Below are 21,229 nucleotides of genomic sequence, written 5' to 3'. Positions count from 1 at the left end.
AATCCAGACTTTGCTCGTTGGACTGGACCCCGGCCTTCGCCGGGGTACAAGGCGCCCGTGTTTAAGAAGATCCTGATCGCCAATCGCGGGGAGATTGCGTGCCGGGTGATCCGCACCGCGCGGCGGATGGGCGTCAAGACCGTCGCGGTCTATTCCGACGCAGACGCTCGCGCGCCGCATGTGAAGATGGCGGACGAAGCCGTCCGCCTCGGCCCGCCACCGGCGTCCGAATCCTACCTCAAGGCCGAGCTGATCATCGACGCTTGCAAGGCGACCGGCGCTGAGGCGGTGCACCCGGGCTATGGCTTCCTGTCCGAGCGAACGACCTTCGCCAAGGCGCTGGAGAAAGCCGGCATCGCCTTTATCGGCCCGCCGCCCAAGGCGATCGCCGCAATGGGCGACAAGATCGAGTCCAAGAAGCTCGCGCAGAAAGCGGGCGTGAACATCGTCCCGGGCTATCTCGGCGATATCGCGACGACCGGCGAGGCGCTGAAGATTGCCAAGGACATCGGCTTCCCGGTGATGATGAAGGCCTCGGCCGGCGGCGGCGGCAAAGGCATGCGCCTCGCCTGGAACGAGAAGGACGTTCGCGAGGGCTTCGACAGTGTAAAGCGCGAGGGCCTCAACAGCTTCGGCGACGACCGTGTCTTCATCGAGAAGTTCATCGAGCAGCCGCGCCACATCGAGATTCGGCTGCTTGGCGACCAGCACGGCAACATCCTCTATTTGGGCGAGCGCGAATGCTCGATCCAGCGCCGCCACCAGAAGGTGGTCGAGGAAGCGCCATCGCCGTTCGTCACGCCCGAAATGCGGAAGGCGATGGGCGAGCAGGCGGTCGCGTTGGCGCGGGCGGTCGGATATTATTCCGCCGGTACGGTCGAACTGATCGTCTCCGGCGCCGATACGACCGGCAAGAGCTTCTACTTTCTCGAGATGAACACCCGGCTGCAGGTGGAGCATCCGGTGACCGAGGAAGTGACAGGCCTCGACCTTGTCGAACAGATGATTCGTGTCGCGGCGGGCGAGAAGCTCAAGTTCGGACAGGACGATGTGAAGCTCGGCGGCTGGGCAGTCGAGACGCGCGTTTATGCCGAAGATCCATACCGCCACTTCCTGCCGAGCACGGGGCGGCTGATCCGCTACTGGCCTTCGAAGCAGGTCCGCGAGGACGATCTCGTCGTCCGCGTCGACGACGGCGTCCAGGACGGCGGCGAAGTCAGCATGTTCTACGATCCGATGATCGCCAAGCTGATCACGCACGCGCCGACGCGGATCGAAGCCATCGACGCGCAGGTCGCAGCGCTCGACCAGTTCGTGATCGACGGCATCAGCGACAACGTCGACTTCCTCTCGGCGCTGATGCAGCACCCGCGCTTCCGCGACGGCAACATCACGACCAATTTCATCGCCGAGGAATATCCCGAAGGGTTCGAGGGCGCTCCGGCGGACGAGCAACTGATCGCGGACCTGACCGCGATCGCGGGCATGGTCTCGGTCATCACTGACGAGCGCGCGGCGGAGATCAGCGACCAGCTCGGTGAGCGCCCCGATTTCCCGTGCGAGCGGATCGTCCGCATCGCCGGCGCGGATCACAAGGTGCGGATAAAGCCGTACAAGGGCGGGACGCTCGCGGTTACGGATGACGGCGACCTGGTCGACATCGTCGGCCGCTGGACGCCCGGGCAGCGGCTTTTGACCGTCACCGTCGACGGCCGGCTTCGCACCGTGCAGGTGCGCCGCTCCGGCCGCGCGTGGGAGCTACAGACGCGAGGCGCGAGCCATCGCGTCGTGGTCGTTCCTCCGCACGTTGCCGAGCTTGCGAAGCATATGATCGAGAAGGCGCCGCCGGATCTGTCGCGGCTGCTGATCGCGCCGATGCCGGGGCTTCTGACCAAGCTGGACGTTGCGGTCGGCGACAAGGTCGAGCCAGGCCAGCCGATCGCGGTGATGGAAGCGATGAAGATGGAGAATATTCTCCGCGCGCCCAAGGCGGCGACGGTCAAGGCGACGCCCGCGAAGGCAGGCGACAGCCTCGCGGTCGATCAGGTCATCGTCGAATTTGAGTAGCGAAGTTCGCTTCGCCTGAGCTTGCCCGTCGCGGTCTTCGGGAGCGCAGTCACGAACTCGATTTCGCGCGGATATTTGTAGGGGACGATCTGCGCCTTGGCGTGCCCCTGCAGCTCCGCGACGAGTTCCTCCGACGGGGTCGCATCCGCTGCAAGCACTACGAACGCCTTTACCTTCTGCCCGCGCTCCGGGCAGGGCACGCCGATCACCGCGCATTCGGCGACGGCGGGGTGCGACAGGAGCGCATTCTCAACCTCGGGAGCGCCGATATTGTAGCCCGAGCTGACGATCATGTCGTCGCTGCGCGCGAGGTACCAGAAGTAGCCGTCGGCGTCCTTGCGGTAGGTGTCGCCGGTGACGTTCCAGCCGTTGACGACGTAGTCGCGCTGACGCGGGTCATCGAGGTAACGGCAGCCGGTGGGGCCCTTGATCGCCAGGCGGCCGACGCCCTCGTCCATCGGCTTGCCGTCCGCATCCAACACGGTCGCTTCGTATCCCGGCACCGCCTTGCCGGTTGAGCCGGGGCGGATGTCGTCGCCCGCGGCGGATACGAAGATATGCATCATCTCGGTCGAACCGATGCCGTCGGTGATCGCGACGCCCGTCCGATCCTTCCACGCGCGCCAGGTTGCTTCGGGAAGGTGTTCGCCGGCGGAGATGCAATAGCGAAGGGTCTTCAGCGCATCGTCGAGCTTCGGCTGCGACAGCATCGCCTTGTAGGCGGTAGGCGCTGTGCCGAGGTGGGTGACCCCGAACTTGGAAATCGCGTCGAGCAATTTATCCGGCCCGCCCTGCTCGATCGTCGCGCATGCCGCGCCGAAGCGCAGCGGGAACATCGGCGTGATGCCGAGCCCGAAGGTGAAGGCCATCGGCGCGCTGGTGAGGAAGACGTCACCGGGCTTCGGACCGACCAGATGCTTCGCGAAGCTGTCGCAGGGGCCAAGCACATCGCGGTGGAACTGAACGCAGCCCTTGGGCACGCCGGTGGTGCCGCTGGTGAAGGCGATGATGCATGGGTCGTCGCGGCCTGTGTCTACCGCAGGAAGCGGTTTCAGCGGAGCGGCGCGGGTTTCCAGCTCGCCCTTCCCGTAATCGCCGTCATATTTGACGATGTGCTTGACGAAGTGGGTCTGCTCGACCCCCTCGCGGAAGTCGCCGATGAACCGGCTGTCGACGATCGCGTGGCTGATCGCGGCGCGCTCGATCACCGTCGCGATCTCGCCCGGGCGAAGCAAAGGCATTGTCGCGACCACCACGCCGCCGGCCTTCAGCACGCCGAGCCACGCGGCGAACATCGTCGCGCAATTGGGGCCGCGCAACAGGACGCGATTGCCGGGAATGAGCCCGTGCTCGTCGACCAGCAGGCGAGCGATGCGCCCGCTGAAAGCGTCGAGCTCCGCGTAGGTCCAGCGGCCATGGTCGTTGATGACCGCAAGCGCATCCGGCGCGCCGCCCTTCAGCAGCTCCGCAGCAGCGTTCAATCGCTCTGGATATTGCAGCTCGGGCAGGGCGAAACGGAATTCCGGAAGAAGCTCCGCAGGCGGCAATCGATCTTCGACGAACGTGTCTCTCACTCAGGCACCACCGCCGTCGTTTCGATCTCGACCTTTGCCGCGCTTTCCAGAAGGCTCTTCACCTCGATCAGCGCCATCGTCGGAAAATTCTTGCCCATCAGCTCGCGCCACGCGGCGCCGATCTCATCGCGCGAGACGACATATTCGTGCCGGTCGGTGACGTAGCAGGTCATGCGCACGATATGCTCCGGGCCCGCGCCGTCCTCGGCGAGGATCGCGAGCGTGTTCCGGAGCGCGCGCGTGAACTGCCCATGCAGCGTATATTCCGGAAAGGCCTCATGCTCGTCCCAGCCTACGATGCCGGCCGTGAAGACCATCCGCCCCTTGGCCGAAATGCCGTTCGAATAGCCCTTGGGCCGGGGCCAGCCCGGCGGCTGCAGGATCTTCATTGGCGAGCCTCCTTCAGCAAGTCCTTCGCGATGATCTGACGCTGCACTTCGCTTGCGCCTTCGTAGATGCGCAGCGCGCGTATTTCGCGATAGAGCTCTTCGACCTTCACGCCCCTCGTGACCCCGGCTCCACCATGCATCTGCACCGCGTCGTCGATCACTTTCTGCGCGGCTTCGGTAGCATGAAGCTTGGCCATGGCCGCGGCGCGGCGATGGTCGGCGCCGCCGACGTCCTGCTGCCATGCAGCGCGGTAGATCAGCAGTGCGGATGCATCGACTGCGAGCGCCATGTCGGCGAGCTTCGCCTGCGTCACCGCATTGTCGGCCAGGGTAGCGCTGCCGAGGCGGCGGTCGCGGGCAAAGACGAGCGCCTCGTCGAGCGCCCTGCGAGCGAAGCCCAGCGCGGCGGCACCGACCGTCACGCGGAAGAGGTTGAGCGTCTCCATGCCGATGCGGAAGCCTTCGCCGGGCTCGCCGATGATGGCGTTCGCAGGGATCCGCACATTGTCATACTTGAGCCGCGCGAGCGGATGGGGCGCGATCGTCTCTATACGCTCCTCGACGCTGACCGCCTCCGCGGGAACGATGAACGCCGACAGCCCGCGCGCGCCTTCGCCTTCTCCGGTGCGCGCAAAGGTCACGTAGAAGTCTGCAATGCCGCCATTGGAAATGAGTGTCTTCTCGCCGACGATCACCCATTCGTTGCCGTCGCGCATGGCCGAGGTGGCCATGTTCGCGGCATCCGACCCGCATTCGGGCTCGGTCATCGCAAAGGCCGCGATTGCTTCGCCGCTTGCGACGCGCGGCAGCCATTCGCGCTTCTGCTCGATCGTGCCGAACAGCGAGATCGCACCTGAGCCCAAGCCTTGCATCGCAAAGGCGAAATCGGCGAGGCCATGATGCCTGGCCAGTGTTTCGCGAGACAATGCGAGGCTTCGAACGTCCGGCCTGCGGTCGGCGTCGCCGACGGTGAGCTTCAGGAAGCCGGCGCGCCCAAGTTCGGTGACAAGGCTTCGGCATGCTTCGTCCGCATCGGCTGCATGGGCGTCGTGGATGTTCTTCTCGCACCACTCTTCGAGCGCGGAAGCGAGCTCCCGATGGCGCTCTTCGAAGAAGGGCCAAGAGAGGAATCCACGATCGGTCATCAGTCGCCCTGAAACTCTGGCATGCGCTTCGCCGCGAAGGCTTCGTATGCGCGATGGAAGTCCCTGGTCTGCATGCAGTGCGCCTGGGCGCGCGCTTCCATCTCAATCGCCTGCTCGATCGAGACGTGCCATTCGGCATCGAGCTGCTTCTTGGTCACGGCATGCGCAATGCTCGGCCCCCTTGCGAGCTCGCGGCCTAGCGACTGCGCATCCGCAAGCACATTCTCCGACAGGCGGTTCCAGAATCCCCAGGCGAAACCCTCGTCCGCGGTCATGTTGCGCCCGGTGAAGAGAAGCTCTGCCGCACGACCCTGGCCTATGATCCGGGGAAGGATCGCACAGGCGCCCATGTCCGCGCCGCTCAGGCCCACGCGTACGAACAGGAACGCGGTCTTCGCGCTCGGCGCGGCAATGCGCAGGTCGGACGCCATGGCGATGATCGCTCCGGCGCCAGCGCAAACGCCTTCAACCGCGGCCACGATCGGCTGAGGGCAGGAACGCATCGCGCGAACCAGATCGCCGGTCATGTGCGTGAAATCGAGCAGGCCGCGCTCATTCATCTTGGTGAGCGGGCCGATGATCTCGTGCACATCTCCGCCCGAGCAGAAGTTGCCGCCGGCGCCGGTAACGACGACGGCCTTTACGGCCCGGCATTTGTCTAGCGCATGGAAGGCGTCGCGAAGCTCGTCGTAGCTGTCGAAGGTGAGCGGGTTCTTGCGCTCCGGACGGTTGAGCGTGATCGTGGCGACGCCGTCGGCGAATTCCCAAAGGAAATGCGTTGGCGCGAAGGTCGTCGGGTCGAAGGTCAAGCGCTCGTGCCCCCGTCGATCGTGACCGCCGCCCCATTGATGTCGCGGCTCTGCGGAAGGCACAGAGTCATGATCATCGTTCCGATGCCGTCCGGGTCAACGAGGCGACCACTTGCGTTCATGTTGGTGATCGCCGAGCGCGCATCGCCTTCGCTGCGCCCCGTTATCTCGGAAACCCGAGCGACCGACTGGTCGGTCATCGGCGTGTCGACATAGCCGGGGCAGACCGCGTTCACGGTGAGGTTCGTCTTCGCATATTCCGCCGCGAGACTTCGCATCAGTCCGAGCAGGCCATGCTTCGATGCGGCATAGTGAGCGGCATAAGGCACGCCGCGCAGACTTGCGACGGAAGCGACGAAGATCAGCCGGCCACTGTCGCTCTTGAGAAGGTCCGACAACGCCGCCTGGGCACAATCGAAGGCCGCGGTGAGATTGGTGGCGATGATCCGGTCCCAGCTTTCGCGCTTCATCTTGTGGAAGGGTGCGCTCTCCGCGATCCCCGCGTTCACGATCAGCATTTCGATCGGACCGTTCGCTGCGCGGGCTTGGTCGAACGCACGCACGATTTGCTCTCTATCGGTGACGTCGCATTGGACGGCAGCGCCGTTCACGATCTTGCGGATTGTCTCGAGAGGCTCGGGCCGACGGCCCGTGACCGTAATCTTCGCTCCGGCTGCGTGCAGATGGGTCGCGGCGGAAGCCCCGATGCCCGTTCCACCACCGGTGATCAGCGCGTGACGCCCTTCGAGCCAGTTCGGCATAGCTTTCCTTTCGGATCAGCATTGGCGGAACGGCCATGAGGTGGCAAGGCGCGCCGCATGAAGCTCGCGATCCTGGAGACGGGCCGGCCGCCCGGCGATCTCGTCCACCGTTTCGGCGATTATCCCGCCATGTTCGGGCGGCTGCTTGGACCGGGGTTCGAAGTTGAAAGCTTCGATGTTCAGGCAGGCCACGTGCCGGAACCCCAGGCGCACGCCGCCTATCTGCTCACTGGCTCCCCGGCGGGTGTCTACGACCCTCTCCCCTGGATCGAGCCGCTGCTGGAGTTCATTCGCGCGGCCGACCGGGCGAAGATGGTCGGGATCTGCTTCGGGCACCAGGTGATGGCTCAGGCCCTCGGCGGCCATGTCGAGAAATCGGAGAAGGGCTGGGGGACGGGCCTGCACCGATATAGGGTGGATCGGGTAGAACCCTGGATGGATAGTGTCGCTGAAATCGCCGAACCCGCATCGCACCAGGATCAGGTGGTCCTGCAGCCGCCGAACACGGGGATCACATTATCATCCGACTTCACGCCTTATGCCGGTCTCGCCTGGACCGACCGTCCCGCCATTTCCTTCCAGTTCCACCCGGAGTTCACGCCCGAGTTCGCCAAGGCGTTGATAGCCGAGCGCCACGATCGGGTTTCTGATCCGGCCGGCGCGATAGCGTCGCTCGGCGCGCCAAACGACAGCGAGCGGGTTGGCGGTTGGATACGGCGCTTCTTGGAGGCATAGGCAGCCGCAACATCAGGGGGATCCCGACTCATGAAGACCCGCGCCGCCGTCGCATTCGAAGCCAAGAAGCCGCTCGAGATCGTCGAAGTCGACCTCGAAGGACCGAAGCAGGGCGAAGTCCTTGTCGAGATCATGGCGACGGGCATCTGCCATACCGATGCCTACACCCTCGACGGCTTCGACAGTGAAGGGATCTTCCCTTCCATCCTAGGGCATGAAGGCGCAGGGGTCGTTCGCGAAATCGGCCAGGGCGTCACCAGCGTGAAGCCCGGTGATCACGTCATTCCGTTGTACACGCCAGAATGCGGCAAGTGTAAGTCGTGCCTGAGCGGCAAGACCAACCTTTGCACGGCGATCCGCGCGACGCAGGGAAAAGGCCTGATGCCAGACGGCACCAGCCGCTTCTCGTATAAGGGCGAGACCATCTACCATTACATGGGCTGCTCGACCTTCTCGAACTTCACGGTGCTGCCTGAGATCGCGGTCGCAAAGATCCGCGAGGACGCCCCGTTCAAGACCAGCTGCTACATCGGCTGCGGAGTAACCACGGGCGTCGGCGCGGTGATGAACACCGCCAAGGTGCAGCCGGGCGACAATGTCGTCGTGTTCGGCCTCGGCGGCATAGGCCTCAACGTCATTCAGGGCGCCAGGCTTGCGGGCGCGAACAGGATCGTCGGCATCGACATCAATCCTGACCGGGAGGAATGGGGTCGCCAGTTCGGAATGACCGACTTCCTCAACACCAAGGGCATGAGCCGGGAAGACATCGTCGCCAAGATCGTCGAGATGACCGACGGCGGGGCGGATTACAGCTTCGACGCCACGGGCAATACGGAAGTCATGCGCACAGCCTTGGAATGCTGCCATCGCGGGTGGGGCACGAGCGTCATCATCGGCGTTGCCGAAGCCGGCAAGGAAATCGCTACGCGTCCATTCCAGCTCGTTACCGGGCGCAACTGGCGCGGCACGGCATTCGGCGGAGCGAAGGGCCGGACCGACGTGCCCAAGATCGTCGATATGTACATGGATGGGAAGATCGCGATCGACCCAATGATCACGCACGTGCTGACATTGGACGAAATCAATAAGGGCTTCGACCTGATGCACGCGGGCGAGAGCATCCGCAGCGTGGTCGTTTACTGATGCGCGACAAGGTCAATCTGCCGGAAACGTTCGACACTTTCTCCGATCACTGGGCGCCGCGCATCGTCGCCGAGTATAACGGCAACGATATCCGCATCGTGAAAGTCGACGGCGAGTTCGTCTGGCACAGCCATGAGGACACCGACGATTTCTTCCTGGTGCTGGATGGTCTCCTGGACATCGAATTGCGCGACCGCACGGTGACCTTGGGACCGGGAGAGGTCTTCGTCGTACCGCGCGGTGTCGAGCATCGGCCGGTCGCGCGCCACGGCGAGGTCAAGATGATCAACATTGAGCCCAGCGGCACGCACAATGTCGGCGAAGGATCGCCGCAAAGCGCCGCTGTGGCAATCTGACGGAGGGAACGATGTTCAGCCATGTGATGCTTGGGTGCAGCGACCGCGAGCGGTCGAAGAAGTTTTACGACGCCACTCTCGGGGCGCTCGGGATCAAGCCCGGACAGGATTTCGGAAAGTCCGACTGGTGGATGACGCGTGAGGGGTCGCTCGGCATCGGGCAGCCGCTGAACGGCGAGCCGTGCAGCCACGGCAACGGTTCGACGATTGGATTTCGCGCTGAAAGTCCAGAGCAGGTCGACGCCTGGCACGCTGCCGGCGTCGCGAATGGGGGCGCGTCCTGCGAGGATCCGCCGGGGCTGCGCGATGCGGGGTTCGGCAAGATGTACCTGGCTTACCTGCGCGACCCTGACGGCAACAAGCTTTGTGGTTTCTATCGGGTTCCTGCCGACCAATAAGCATGGAAATCGTCAGCGAAAACAAGGCTCATGGCGGGCGTCAGCTGGTCGTGAAGCATGCGTCGGCGGCGACGTCGTCCGACATGACCTTCTCGATTTTCCTGCCGCCGCAAGCCGAAGCTGGTGAGAAACGCCCAGTTGTCTGGTACCTTTCCGGCCTCACGTGCACCCATGCCAACGTGACCGAAAAGGGGGAGTGTCGTGCAGCCTGCGCCGAGCACGGTCTCATCTTCGTAGCGCCCGACACGAGTCCGCGCGGCGACGGCGTTCCCGACGATCCCCAAGGTGCGTATGACTTCGGCCTGGGAGCGGGGTTCTATGTCGACGCGACGCAAGAGCCTTATGCGCGCAATTACCGCATGTGGACCTATGTCACCGAAGAGCTTCCGCAGCTGGTCGGCTCCGAGTTTGCCGCGGACATGACCCGACAGGGGATCACCGGCCATTCGATGGGCGGTCATGGGGCGCTGACCGTCGCGCTGCGCCATCCCGGTCGTTTTCGAAGCGTATCGGCGTTCGCGCCGATCGTAGCGCCGTCGCAAGTGCCCTGGGGCCAGAAGGCGTTGGGCGGCTATCTCGGCGAAGATCGGGCCGCCTGGCGCAAGCATGATGCGGTCGCGCTGATCGAAGATGGCGCGCGCGTCGATGAAATCCTCGTCGATGTCGGAACGAGCGACACGTTCATCGAAAATGAATTGCGCCCTGAGTTGCTGGAGCAATCCTGCGCGAAGGCCGGGATCGACCTGACGCTGCGCCGGCAGCCCGGATACGATCACAGCTATTATTTCATCTCGACCTTCATGGCCGAGCACCTGCGCTGGCACGCGGAGAGACTGAAAAGGGGATAGGTCATGACGCTCAACCGCCGCGAGTTCGTTCAGTTAGCGGCGGCGATGGGCGCCAGCCTGGCATGGAGCGGAAGGGTACATGCCTCCCGCACGAACTGGCGTGAAAACCGGCAATACTATCCCGAAGGCGTTGCTTCGGGCGATCCCGACTCGAACAGCGTGATCCTGTGGACGAGGCGCCCGTATCAAAGCGAAGGCCGCAAGGTCCTGATCGTGGAAGTCGCCGAAGACGAGGCGTTCCGCCGTGTTGTCGCGACTGCTCCCGCGCCGGTGTCGTCGGCTTCGGATTGGACCACGAGGGTGCTCGTCGGCAAGCTGAAGCCCGCCCACGTCTATTGGTACCGCTTCACCGATTCCGAAGGGAACGGCAGCCGCGTCGGCCGCACGAAAACGGCGCCAAACGCTAACGACGCCCGTCCGGTCAATTTCGCGTTCGTTAGCTGCCAGGATGTCAACGAAAGCAAGCTTAACGGCTACCGCCGTATGATCTTCGAGGATGAGCGGGCGCAACCCCGGGACCAGCTCGATTTCGTCCTGCACCTTGGCGATTTCATCTACGAGGTCGTGCAATATCCAGGGGAAGGGAAGCCCCGCTTCGACCGGAAACTCTATGAAGTCGCGCGCATTCCGGACTCGCTGAAAGTCCGCACCTACCATCTCCCTACGACGCTCGAGGGATATCGCGCAGTGTGGAAAGGCTTTCTCGCCGATCCCGACCTGCAGGATGCACGCGCCCGCTGGCCGTTTGTGTGCACTTGGGACAATCATGAATTCTCGTGGCAGGGTTGGCAGAGCATCCTGAAAGCGCCGTCAATTGAGCAGCCCGCGCAGACCATCAAGGTCGCTGCCAACCAGGCCTGGTTCGAGAACATACCGGCGCGAGTGAAGGCACCAAGCGGATCCTTCGAAGAGTTCGGTTCGGTTCCGGTGAAAAACGTGAAAATCGAGAAGTTCGCCGACGACGGCCTGGGCCTCGAGCCGAACAATATCGCCGCGATCAACAGCCTGATCATCTACCGGGCGCTGCGCTATGGCCGCCACCTCGATCTCTTGCTTACCGATGAGCGCAGCTATCGCGGACCAAACCCGTTCGAAGAGTCGTCAACTGACAAACTTGCCGATTGGGCCGATTACGGGATGTTCCCCGACGACTTGCTTCAGGCGCTCGACGGCGGACGTGCGTACAACGGCGGCAATCCCCCGGTCGAGCTGGAATTCAACGGAACAAAGGTCCCTAACCCCAACAAGGACAAGCCGCCGCAGACGATCCTCGGAGGCACGCAGAAAGCGTGGTTCAAGGATCGCCTGCGTAACTCCGGCGCGACCTGGAAGATCTGGGGCAGCTCGCAATGTACGCTGGAGCAGCGCGCCGATCCGGAAAATTTTCCGGCCGGGCTGACGAAGCAAAAATGGCCGGCGGGCCGGTTCGCCAACGTACAGGGCGGGGATTTCGGCAGTGCTTGGGTCGAGCGCGGCGAGATTTACGACCTGGTCCGCGATGCCAAGATCACCGGTTTCGCAATCGTTTCCGGCGACCTCCACAGCTTCTGGGCCGGTTACGCCTCCGCGCAGTTGCCGCCCGGGAAGTTTGAACCCATCGGCCTGAGCTTCACTGGCGGGTCCATGTCGAGCGTGGGCGGAGGCGAAGCGAACGAGTATGTGATCAAGAAGGATGATAAATTCCGGCCGCTATACCTGGCCGACAAGCCGGGTGCGGCCAGACCTGAGTCAACATACAACATGATGCTGAGGCACGGCGTTCGGCCCTGCTTCGAATATGGGAAATCCTTCGATCGGGCCAAGGCGCTGGCCCTGTCCAATCCCGACGTGGCACCGCACCTGAAGTTCGTGGACATCGGCGGTCATGGCTATGCGACGGTGCGGGTCGACGGGCAGGAGATGCGGACCGAGTTCGTCTGCATTCCGCGGCCTATCGCGCGCGCGGCGACCCCGGACGGCGGACCTCTGCGGTATCGCATTGTCCATACCGCAAAGCTGTGGCGTCCTGGCGAACAGCCCCAGCTTGTTCAGCAAGTCCTGGAAGGCGATCCTGGCTTAGGGCTCTGATAGGATCTGAAGACCGATCGCGCTTCATCGGCGGAAAGCGCCGTCCGTCGAACAAAGCATTGTCGCCCGCAATCCCTTTAATACGCTCGATTTTTCGGGTGGCGTTGTTCGGACCCTTCCGGGTCGGAAACTTCCAGAAACGCGGCCAGTCATCTAATTGTTAGGTGCGCTCAAATGAATAGGAGGCTCATTTTCACCGCAGTTATCCTCGCATTTCCAATGGCCGCAAGCGCAGAGGTGAATGACGACCAAGCAGCGATCCTGAAGGTGATGGACAGGTTCGATACGGCGATCCGCACGCGCGACGCCGAGACCATGAAGGCTCTGTTTCACGATGGCGAGATTGTGTGGAGGAGCATCGCTCGTCCCGAGGTCCGCAACGGCGAAAGTAAGGACCTGGGGAAGGTTATTCCACCGGTATATCCATCCGGTGCATTCACCTTGTTCGCCAACGAACGCATGCGGCACATTCCGATTGCCGAGCGATTCTACGATCCAGAGATCGTCACCGACGGCAAGCTAGCAAGCGTCAACTTCGCCTATGATTTCACCATGAACTGCAAGGTCACCAATTGGGGTCTCGAAAACTGGCAGATGGTGAAGGTGGACGGCAACTGGCGTATCCTCAGCGTGCTTTATTCCTACGAATACCCCCGCTCGGCGGAGATGCCCGCGCGTCATGCGCAGCCAGTCGCAGGATGTGTCCCCGGCAAGTGGATGGAATGAGAGATCCATCTCGCCAGCGGCATTGGTGACCCCAACGGGACTCGAACCCGTGTTTTCGCCGTGAAAGGGCGACGTCCTAGACCGCTAGACGATGGGGCCGCTCAGCGAGCCGATGCCCGTTAGGCGAGGGTGCGAAATCGGTCAAGCGACCGCTCAGCATCAGGCAGGCGCGGCGTCTTCGAGGTGCATCTCGGCGTAGTTTCCGCCGTTCCACTCATCGCGCTTGATCGTGCCGGCGAGCCACCAGCGCGCATCGGTAGGCGAGGACAGCAAAGCCTGGCCCAGGTCGGTTCCAGCACTGCGGAAGGCGATCCACTTGAAGCTTTTGCCGTCGTCGCCCGCAGCGAAGCCCCGGACATGCCCATCGCCGACGATGCCGGTCTTGATCAGCCTTGCCGGGCCCGCCGCCACCCGCGGGCTCGGCCAGCCCGCTCCATAGGGGCCAGCGGCGTCCAGCGCGTCGCACAGCGCGGCGGCGACACCTCCCGGAGCGAGCAGCGCGTCGAGCAGGAGCGCTCGGTCGCCGCGTGCTTTCTCGACATCGGCGGCGAGCCGCTCGTTGATGAACTCCTTGAATGCCTGGAGGCCGCCGGCAGGCAGCGTCAGTCCGGCCGCCATCGCGTGACCTCCGCCGGCCAGCAGAAGGCCGCTGTCCTTGGCCGCAAGCACCGCTGCGCCAAGGTCGACGCCGCTGATCGATCGGCCCGAGCCCTTGCCTGTTCCGTCATCGCATTCGGCGATCACCAGTGCGGGACGCCCAAACCGTTCCTTCAACCGGCCGGCGACGATACCGATCACGCCCTGATGCCAGCCTCCGCTCATGACTGTGATCACGGGCGCGTCCGCTTGTTCTTTCGCCAGCGCTTCAGCCTGCTCGCATACGAGCATCTCGATTGCGCGGCGCTCCTCGTTTAGTCGATCGAGCTCTGCGGCGATCGTGCGCGCTTCCTCGGGGTCGGTGCAGGTCAGGAGGCGCACACCGAGGTCCGATTTGCCGACGCGGCCGCCGGCATTGATCCGCGGTCCGAGCGCAAAGCCGAGGTCGCGGCAGGATGGCGGTTTCACCAGGCGCGATGCCTCGATCAACGCCGACATGCCGAGATTCTGGCGCGCGGCCATCACTTTCAGACCCTGCGTCACGAAGGCGCGATTGAGGCTCTTGAGGCGCGCGACGTCGGCCACGGTTCCGAGCGCCACGAGGTCGAGAAGGTCAAGGATCTTGGGTTCGGATAGCGCTTCGAAGAAGCCGCGGCTGCGCAACTCGCGGATCAGCGCGACGGAGAGCAGGAAGGCCATGCCGACTGCGGCTAGGTGACCGTGCGCGGCGCCGTCAGCACCCTCGTCCAGGCGGTTGGGGTTGATCAGGGCGTGGGCGACCGGGAGCAGGCTCGCGCATTGATGATGGTCGACGACGATGACGTCGAGATCGGCGGCGCGTGCTTCATCGAGCGCGTCGAAGGCCTGCGCGCCACAGTCCACGCATATTGCAACGCTTGCGCCGCGCGCCTTCAGCTCGACGAGAGCTTTGCCGGACGGTCCGTAGCCTTCCATCAGGCGGTCCGGGATATAGACGACGGCTTCGACGCCCAGGCGTCGGAGGAGCAGCACCAGCAGCGCGGAGCTGGTCGCGCCGTCGACGTCGTAATCCCCGAAGATGGCGATCGTCTCGCCGTTCTGCACAGCGTCCGCGAGCCGTTTCGCGCCTTTGTCCATGTCCTTGAAACAGGATGGATCGGGCAGGAAGTCGCGGATGCGCGGGTCGCGGTGTCGAGGGAGGTCCTCGCGGGTTACGCCGCGGGCGAGCAAAAGCTCATCGACCAGCGCATCCATGCCAAGCCCTGCCTCAGCAGGCCTGCGCCAGCGCCACGGTTGGCCGGTTACGGACCGTTCGATGTCGAGCGCCACCACCATAGGATAGCGAAAATATGTCTGGCCGATTCCGGGGTCTAGAGGCCGCGGTGCTTCAGGTCGTGATATTCTGTGGATACGCGCCGGATTGTGCCCGAGCTGGCGCGCATGACGATGCTCTGGGTGGTGACACAGCCCTTGCGCCGGTGCACGCCCTCGAGAAGCGAGCCGTCGGTGACTCCGGTCGCCGCAAAGATGCAGTCGCCCGTCGCCATGTCCTCGAGGTGGTAGATTCGCTCCAGGTCCTCGATTCCCCAGCGCCGAGCGCGAGAGACTTCGTCGTCATTGCGGAAGACGAGACGCCCATGCATCTGCCCCCCGACGCAGCGCAGGGCGGCCGCGGCGAGCACGCCTTCCGGAGCGCCTCCGGTGCCCATGTAGACGTCGATGCCCGTGTCGGGGTCTGCAGTCGCGATGACGCCTGCGACGTCTCCATCGGGGATGAGCTTGATCCCGCAGCCGATCTCGCGAAGCTGGGCGATGATCTTCTCGTGGCGGGGTCGATCGAGCACGCAGGCGATGATCTCGCCCGGCTGTACGCCCTTTGCCGCGGCGATGGCGCGGACGTTGTCGGCAGGGGACTTGCGCAGATCGATCGTGCCCTCGGGATAGCCGGGTCCGATCGCCAGTTTCTCCATATAGGTATCAGGCGCATTCAGTAGGCAGCCTTCCTCGGCGATCGCCAGGACGGCGAGCGCGTTCGGTCCCGCATTGGCCGTCAGCGTGGTTCCTTCCAGCGGGTCCAGCGCGATGTCGATGCCCGGCCCACTCTCCTGCGCGCAGCCCACCTTCTCGCCGATATAGAGCATCGGCGCTTCGTCCCGCTCGCCTTCGCCGATCACGACGGTGCCGCAGAACGGAAGCTCGTTGAGCGCCATCCGCATGGCCTCGACGGCGGCCGCGTCGGCAGCGTCATTGTCGCCGCGGCCGATCCATTTCGACGCCGCGATGGCGGCCGCTTCGGTCACGCGCACCATCTCGAGGACGAGGACGCGGTCGAGAACGGACGAGGCGGCAGGGTCGGCGCGATTCATTTGATACTCCGGGGTTGATGCGCGAGCCGATAGGCACGCAGGCGAGCATTGTCGAGGCAAGGCAGGAGGTGGATTGGTCAGCCGCCGCCGTCGGCGTCTCGTTGCTCTTCCATATGCTCGAGGATCTCCGTGCGGATCCGGACGGCGCGCGAGCCGACGCGGGTCTCGAGCAGGAAAACAGAGAAGCCGAGACCGATCGAAGCCATCGTGCCGATGAAAAGCAGAGCTACCGCCGTTCCCGAATGCGCGCCCGTCAGTGTCGCTGCGAAAAGCAGGATGACGACGATGCAGATCATTACCGCTGCAAGCACCGAGAAGAAGATCGCCCAGCTGACCATTCCCATGCGCCGGTCCAGCGTGCGGATCTCCTGCAGGCGGCGGGCATGTTCCGCGCCGCGTGACGCGAGCAGCAGCGGCTCGATATTGCGCGCCCGGTCGACGATGCGGGACAGGCGACCGGCGCAGACGTTCAGGAATGCCCCAATGCCTGCGAGCAGGAACACGGGAGCGACCGCAAGCTGGATGACCTGCGCTACGGTCGAAACGCTGATGTCGGTTGGGTCGAGGACCATCACGGCTTTATGGTCACGGCGCGCGGCGCTTCCTAGCCTGCGTCCGATGCCCCTTCGGATTCACAGCTGGCAACCTCGAGGAGCATAAGTCCGTTGACCACGAAGCTCGCCGCCAGGATCCACGAGAAGCCGGCGATCAGGGGCTGCGTGGGGCCGAACAGGCTGACGACGATCGTCGTGATCGACAGCCCCGTAATGAGCAGGGCAGCCAGCAGCAGGTCCATACCGGCGGAGAAAGCGGTCCAGCGGCGCACCGAGCCCCGCGATAATGTGCTCGCGTAACCCAGGATCAGGCAACGCAGGACGAGCCAGCCGACGATCGGCAGCACGGTGGGGAAGAAGCGCGTCTCCGGATTGACGAGGAACAGCACGCCCGCGAGCGCGGTCACTACTCCCGCGGCAGTCGCGAGTTGGCGCACCTGCCGCCGCAGCGCTGCGGCGATGATTTCAATCAGGCCGGCAGCGACGAGCATCGCGCCCATCACGTCGGACGAAACACCCTTTTCAATGGGAAGGAGTGCGGCGCCTGCGCTCAGGATGATGATCGCCAGCCCCGCGGCGCGGATGCCGCGCGCGCGAACTCGACCCGAGAGTTGGCGATGAGCCTCTGTTGCCAATGCGTTCGCCCCGAATCTCCACCGCGCGAACCAAGCAACGGCGGAAGTGGTTCCATTAGCCCTTGTTTGCTTCCGGCACGATGACGCGCAGCGCCTTCCGCCGAATGGTATATTCGAGCGGGGTTTTCGCTTGGACGACCTCACCGTCCAAGGAGACGGGGAGCATGGATCGCCGGCTGGCGACGCGCAGTCGCTGCACGCCTTCGATGCGCACCATATCGTCGGGTCTCGTTCGGTTCAGCAGGGCGCGAATGCTTGCCGCGATCAGGCCACGCCGGGTCTTCTTGCGCATGACGAGCACGAACAATTGACCGTCTTCCAGGCTGTCCCGTTGGCCCGCGCCACCGATATCGAGCCGATAATCATTGTTGCCCACGAAAAGCAAAGGTGTGTCCACCCGGGCCTGCTCGTCGTTCGCCTGTAGCGTCAGGCGCTGGTGATTGAACCGGAGGAGTGTTCGAGCAGACGCCACCAGCATGGCGAGCCGCTTGCTTCTGCCGAGCCGCTTCCGCTGGACGTCGCGGTCCACGACCATCAGCGGGTAAAGGCCGATTGCGCTGTTGTTGATGAAGGTGCGCCCATTCATGTCGCCGATGTCGACCTGTCGATCCTGCCCAGCGGCGATCAACCGAGCCGCCTCCGCGATGTCCGTGGGGATGCCGAGGTCGCGCGCGAAATGGTTGAGCGTGCCCAGCGGAAGGACGCCAAGCCGGGTGTTGGTTCCGGCAAGTACCGAGGCAGCGGCGCTCACCGTGCCGTCGCCGCCTCCGACGACCACGACTGGATCGCCGCGCTCGGCTGCGGAACGGCACCGCACCTCATAATCGCCGCCGTCGATCAGATCGATGTCGGCGTCGACGCCCGCCTCAGCGAGAGCCGTCCGCACTTTCTCGGCGATCTGGCCGTCCGCGGCGACGGCGCCGCCGCCGCGGTTGAGCAATACGGGTACGGCCACGCGCTGCTTTCCGCTCAACTCTCCTTACCAGTGCATTCGCCGACGCGGCTGGCCTCGACATGCATCTTCATGGTCATTCCGGCATTGGGGCCCGCTCCGCCCTCGGCGTTCATGGTCATCCGCATGTCATAGGTATTTGGAGTATAGCCACCCTGCAGCGTCATGGTGTGCGTCGCGCCTTCCGCGCTGCACTTCATCACGGCATCGATCTTTCCGCCCGCCATGGTGAAATGGTCGTACCGGCAATTCTTGTTGTCCCCCGCGAAGAAACCTTCCTTGGGCCGCTTCGCCTCGTCGGGCGTGAGGCACGAGCGATTGACCTCGGCCTTGCCGGTCGCGCCCGCCATTTTGGCGGCGACTTCCTTCGGCATCCCCGGCATGCTCATTTCCTCGAGGGTGACCTTGGATTCCCAAAGCCCCGGCCGGACGAAGCTGTCGGTGCCGCCCGCCTCCGCTATGCTGTTTTGCACCTCGGCGACGCTTGCATTCTCCTCGTGAACGGCCGGCGATTTGCCGCAGGCGGCCAGCGGAAGGGCGCAAGCGATCAGTGCGACTGTATATTTCATGAAAACTCCCATTTTACGCCCCGACACCTCATAGGACCGGTACAGCCGTTGCACTAGCGACGTCCGTGCGTCGGTGCGTGGAAATCCGGAGGCTTTTTCGCGATCCAGGCGAGAAAGCGGCCGATGCGAGGATCGGCTCGTACCGCTGCGGCGCTTGCGCCGAATAAGGCCAGCTCCGCGTTCGAGAATGTGCGGTGAAGCGTCCGGTGGCAGATCGGATGGATCGGCACGGTCTCCCGGCCGCCGCGGCTCTTCGGGACGGGATGATGATATTCGATGCGCTCCCCGAGCGGCCGCCGGCAAAGCCAGCATACTTGCGTTGCCGCATCCATTCACCATGACCATATGGGCTGGCGATGGCGATTCAAATCCGCACCTCGCTCGCTGAGCCGGAAACGGGCGAGACGTTCGTTCCGCACAAGCCCGCTCGGCCCGACAAGGCCGAGGGCGGGAAGCTGTTCAAGCTGGTTTCCGAGTACGAGCCCGCAGGCGACCAGCCGACGGCAATTCGTGAGCTCGTCGAGGGCATCGGCGAGAATGGTGAGGCGAGCCAAGTGCTTCTGGGCGTCACCGGATCGGGCAAGACCTTCACCATGGCCAAGGTCATCGAGACGTTGCAGCGTCCGGCGTTGGTGATCGCTCCGAACAAGATCCTGGCGGCACAGCTCTACGGGGAATTTAAGAGCTTCTTTCCCGAAAACGCCGTCGAATATTTCGTCAGCTACTACGATTATTATCAGCCCGAAGCCTACGTCCCGCGCACCGACACCTACATCGAAAAGGAGTCGAGCGTGAACGAGGCGATCGACCGCATGCGTCACTCCGCGACGCGGTCGCTGCTGGAACGTGACGACGTCATTATCGTCGCCTCGGTCAGCTGCCTCTACGGTATCGGTTCGGTCGAAACCTATTCGGCGATGACCTTCAGCTTGAAGAAGGGCGCATCGGAGGACCAGCGCGAGGTGATCCGCAAGCTCGTCGCGCTCCAGTATCGGCGCAACGACCAGGCTTTCGCCCGCGGAAATTTCCGGGTTCGCGGCGACAGCCTCGAGATTTTCCCCTCGCACTATGAGGACATGGCCTGGCGCATCAGCTTCTTCGGCGACGAGATCGAGGACATCACCGAGTTCGACCCGCTGACCGGCAAGACGATTGCGTCACTCGACTTCATCAAGGTCTATGCGAACTCGCACTATGTGACTCCTGGGCCCACGCTGAAGCAGGCAATGGAGGCGATCCGCCATGAGCTCTCCGAGCGTCTGAAGGAGTTGCAGGCGGAAGGTCGACTGCTCGAGGCGCAACGGCTCGAGCAGCGTACAAACTTCGACCTGGAGATGATCGCAGCGACCGGGTCATGCGCAGGTATCGAGAATTATTCGCGCTTCCTGACGGGGCGGCTTCCCGGTGAGCCGCCGCCGACGTTGTTCGAATACCTTCCGGACAATGCCCTTCTGTTCATCGATGAAAGCCACCAGACCGTGCCGCAGATCGGCGCGATGGCGCGTGGCGACCATCGGCGGAAGATCACGCTGGCAGAATATGGCTTTCGCCTGCCGAGCTGCATCGACAACCGGCCGCTGCGCTTCAACGAATGGGACGCGATGCGCCCCCAGACGACGTTCGTGTCGGCGACGCCCGGCCCGTGGGAGATGAACGAGACTGGCGGAGTCTTCTCCGAGCAGGTCATCCGTCCAACCGGCCTCATCGACCCCCCCGTCGAGATCAAGCCGGTCGAGGATCAGGTCGACGACCTCGTCCACGAGGCGAAGGAGACGGCGCGAAAGCGGTATCGGACGCTGGTCACGACTCTGACCAAGCGCATGGCCGAGGACCTCACCGAATATCTTCACGAGGCTGGCCTCAAGGTTCGGTACATGCACTCCGACGTCGAGACGCTCGAGCGTATTGAGCTGATCCGGGAGCTGCGCCTGGGCGTGTACGACGTGTTGGTCGGGATCAACCTGCTGCGCGAAGGTCTCGACATTCCTGAGTGCGGGCTGGTCGCGATCCTTGACGCCGACAAGGAGGGGTTCCTCCGTTCGGAGACCTCACTGATCCAGACCATCGGGCGCGCGGCGCGTAACGTCGAAGGGCGCGTGATCCTCTACGCCGACACGGTGACTGGCTCGATGGAGCGGGCGCTCAACGAGACCAGCCGGCGACGCGAGAAGCAGCTGGCCTACAATCAAGAGCATGGCATCACGCCCGAAAGCATCAAGCGCAATATCCACGACCTGTTGGCGCATGTAGCAACGCGTGACGGTGTCGTGGTGGACACCGGCGACGATGAGCGCCCGCATCTCGTCGGGCATAACCTCAAGGCCTACATCGCCGATCTCGAGGAACGGATGCGCAAGGCCGCGGCCGACCTCGAATTCGAGGAGGCTGCGCGCCTTCGCGATGAGATCCGCCGTCTCGAAGAAGACGATCTCGGGATCCCGCATGACGATCGCGTTGCGCCGCGCCCGCTTGGCAATTCAACCGAAGGCAAGCCGGGTACCCGGAAGGGCCGCTTCGGCAGGCAGCAGCGGACGCGCTTCGGCGGCCGCCGCGGCTGAC

Annotated in this window: 21 protein-coding genes and 1 tRNA gene; 9 read left to right on the top strand and 13 right to left on the bottom strand. The window is 63.9% G+C overall.

Annotated features, from left to right (window positions below):
* Positions 1 to 57 precede the first annotated feature (57 nt).
* Positions 58 to 2,067 carry an ATP-binding protein gene (locus LZ538_RS01750; protein WP_249830280.1) on the top strand — a complete coding sequence of 670 codons (2,010 nt, stop codon included), beginning with the start codon at positions 58 to 60 and terminating at the stop codon, positions 2,065 to 2,067.
* On the opposite strand, the gene LZ538_RS01745 is transcribed toward LZ538_RS01750, so the two are convergent.
* Genes LZ538_RS01745 through LZ538_RS01725 form a run of 5 tightly spaced genes read right to left on the bottom strand, consistent with a single transcriptional unit; the run spans position 2,043 to position 6,745 of the window.
* A complete protein-coding gene (locus tag LZ538_RS01745) occupies positions 2,043 to 3,641 on the bottom strand; it encodes an AMP-binding protein (protein WP_249830279.1) in 1,599 nt (532 codons plus the stop codon). The genes LZ538_RS01750 and LZ538_RS01745 overlap by 25 nt on opposite strands.
* On the bottom strand, positions 3,638 to 4,030 hold the full coding sequence (locus LZ538_RS01740) for a RidA family protein (RefSeq protein WP_249830278.1): 393 nt from the start codon (positions 4,028 to 4,030) through the stop codon (positions 3,638 to 3,640). The genes LZ538_RS01745 and LZ538_RS01740 overlap by 4 nt, the downstream gene beginning before the upstream one ends.
* The gene (locus tag LZ538_RS01735; RefSeq protein ID WP_249830277.1) at positions 4,027 to 5,175 is read right to left on the bottom strand and encodes an acyl-CoA dehydrogenase family protein; all 1,149 of its coding nucleotides are present in this window, start codon (positions 5,173 to 5,175) and stop codon (positions 4,027 to 4,029) included. Before LZ538_RS01735 ends, LZ538_RS01740 begins: the two co-directional genes overlap by 4 nt.
* Complete coding sequence (locus LZ538_RS01730) at positions 5,175 to 5,984, bottom strand: enoyl-CoA hydratase family protein (protein WP_249830276.1); 810 nt, start codon at positions 5,982 to 5,984, stop codon at positions 5,175 to 5,177. The genes LZ538_RS01735 and LZ538_RS01730 overlap by 1 nt, the downstream gene beginning before the upstream one ends.
* Positions 5,981 to 6,745, bottom strand: coding sequence for an SDR family NAD(P)-dependent oxidoreductase (locus LZ538_RS01725; protein ID WP_249830275.1), 765 nt, complete (start codon positions 6,743 to 6,745; stop codon positions 5,981 to 5,983). Before LZ538_RS01725 ends, LZ538_RS01730 begins: the two co-directional genes overlap by 4 nt.
* A 57-nt stretch (positions 6,746 to 6,802) precedes the next feature.
* On the opposite strand from LZ538_RS01725, the gene LZ538_RS01720 reads away from it, so the two are divergent.
* From LZ538_RS01720 to LZ538_RS01690, 7 genes are all read left to right on the top strand, one after another.
* Positions 6,803 to 7,480 (top strand): type 1 glutamine amidotransferase, encoded by a 678-nt coding sequence (locus LZ538_RS01720; RefSeq protein ID WP_249830274.1) that lies wholly within the window; start codon positions 6,803 to 6,805, stop codon positions 7,478 to 7,480.
* Positions 7,481 to 7,510: 30 nt separating this feature from the next.
* The gene (locus tag LZ538_RS01715) at positions 7,511 to 8,623 is read left to right on the top strand and encodes an S-(hydroxymethyl)glutathione dehydrogenase/class III alcohol dehydrogenase (RefSeq protein WP_249830273.1); all 1,113 of its coding nucleotides are present in this window, start codon (positions 7,511 to 7,513) and stop codon (positions 8,621 to 8,623) included.
* Positions 8,623 to 8,979 (top strand): cupin domain-containing protein, encoded by a 357-nt coding sequence (locus LZ538_RS01710; RefSeq protein WP_249830272.1) that lies wholly within the window; start codon positions 8,623 to 8,625, stop codon positions 8,977 to 8,979. Before LZ538_RS01715 ends, LZ538_RS01710 begins: the two co-directional genes overlap by 1 nt.
* A gap of 11 nt (positions 8,980 to 8,990) precedes the next feature.
* Positions 8,991 to 9,377, top strand: coding sequence for a VOC family protein (locus LZ538_RS01705; RefSeq protein ID WP_249830271.1), 387 nt, complete (start codon positions 8,991 to 8,993; stop codon positions 9,375 to 9,377).
* 2 nt (positions 9,378 to 9,379) lie between these two features.
* A complete protein-coding gene (gene fghA, locus LZ538_RS01700) occupies positions 9,380 to 10,225 on the top strand; it encodes an S-formylglutathione hydrolase (RefSeq protein WP_249830270.1) in 846 nt (281 codons plus the stop codon).
* A 3-nt stretch (positions 10,226 to 10,228) separates the two neighbouring features.
* Positions 10,229 to 12,292: an alkaline phosphatase D family protein gene (locus LZ538_RS01695; protein WP_249830269.1), complete on the top strand. Its 2,064-nt coding sequence runs from the start codon at positions 10,229 to 10,231 to the stop codon at positions 12,290 to 12,292.
* A 174-nt stretch (positions 12,293 to 12,466) separates the two neighbouring features.
* Positions 12,467 to 13,018 (top strand): nuclear transport factor 2 family protein, encoded by a 552-nt coding sequence (locus LZ538_RS01690; RefSeq protein ID WP_249830268.1) that lies wholly within the window; start codon positions 12,467 to 12,469, stop codon positions 13,016 to 13,018.
* Positions 13,019 to 13,041: 23 nt separating this feature from the next.
* Here the strand turns inward: LZ538_RS01690 and LZ538_RS01685 are convergent.
* From LZ538_RS01685 to LZ538_RS01650, 8 genes are all read right to left on the bottom strand, one after another.
* Positions 13,042 to 13,117 (bottom strand) — tRNA-Glu (locus LZ538_RS01685).
* 60 nt (positions 13,118 to 13,177) lie between these two features.
* A complete protein-coding gene (gene recJ / locus LZ538_RS01680) occupies positions 13,178 to 14,929 on the bottom strand; it encodes a single-stranded-DNA-specific exonuclease RecJ (protein ID WP_249830267.1) in 1,752 nt (583 codons plus the stop codon).
* A gap of 35 nt (positions 14,930 to 14,964) precedes the next feature.
* The gene (glpX, locus tag LZ538_RS01675) at positions 14,965 to 15,960 is read right to left on the bottom strand and encodes a class II fructose-bisphosphatase (RefSeq protein ID WP_249830266.1); all 996 of its coding nucleotides are present in this window, start codon (positions 15,958 to 15,960) and stop codon (positions 14,965 to 14,967) included.
* Positions 15,961 to 16,037: 77 nt separating this feature from the next.
* Positions 16,038 to 16,532, bottom strand: coding sequence for a DUF2721 domain-containing protein (locus tag LZ538_RS01670; protein ID WP_249830265.1), 495 nt, complete (start codon positions 16,530 to 16,532; stop codon positions 16,038 to 16,040).
* Between the two features lie 32 nt (positions 16,533 to 16,564).
* Entirely contained in the window at positions 16,565 to 17,149 is a 585-nt protein-coding gene (locus tag LZ538_RS01665) for a hypothetical protein (protein ID WP_249830264.1), read from the bottom strand.
* Between the two features lie 55 nt (positions 17,150 to 17,204).
* The gene (locus LZ538_RS01660; RefSeq protein ID WP_249830263.1) at positions 17,205 to 18,122 is read right to left on the bottom strand and encodes a diacylglycerol/lipid kinase family protein; all 918 of its coding nucleotides are present in this window, start codon (positions 18,120 to 18,122) and stop codon (positions 17,205 to 17,207) included.
* Complete coding sequence (locus LZ538_RS01655; protein WP_249830262.1) at positions 18,119 to 18,670, bottom strand: DUF3617 domain-containing protein; 552 nt, start codon at positions 18,668 to 18,670, stop codon at positions 18,119 to 18,121. The genes LZ538_RS01660 and LZ538_RS01655 overlap by 4 nt, the downstream gene beginning before the upstream one ends.
* Positions 18,671 to 18,723: 53 nt before the next feature.
* A complete protein-coding gene (locus LZ538_RS01650; RefSeq protein WP_249830261.1) occupies positions 18,724 to 19,002 on the bottom strand; it encodes an HNH endonuclease family protein in 279 nt (92 codons plus the stop codon).
* Between the two features lie 24 nt (positions 19,003 to 19,026).
* On the opposite strand from LZ538_RS01650, the gene uvrB reads away from it, so the two are divergent.
* Complete coding sequence (gene uvrB / locus LZ538_RS01645; protein WP_249830260.1) at positions 19,027 to 21,228, top strand: excinuclease ABC subunit UvrB; 2,202 nt, start codon at positions 19,027 to 19,029, stop codon at positions 21,226 to 21,228.
* The last annotated feature ends 1 nt before the right edge of the window (position 21,229 follow it).

Source organism: Sphingomonas hankyongi (assembly GCF_023516575.1).
In the GTDB taxonomy this organism is placed as follows: domain Bacteria; phylum Pseudomonadota; class Alphaproteobacteria; order Sphingomonadales; family Sphingomonadaceae; genus Sphingomicrobium; species Sphingomicrobium hankyongi.
The sequence above is the reverse complement of the archived record's forward strand: the minus strand, read 5'-3'. Positions and strand labels throughout refer to the sequence as shown.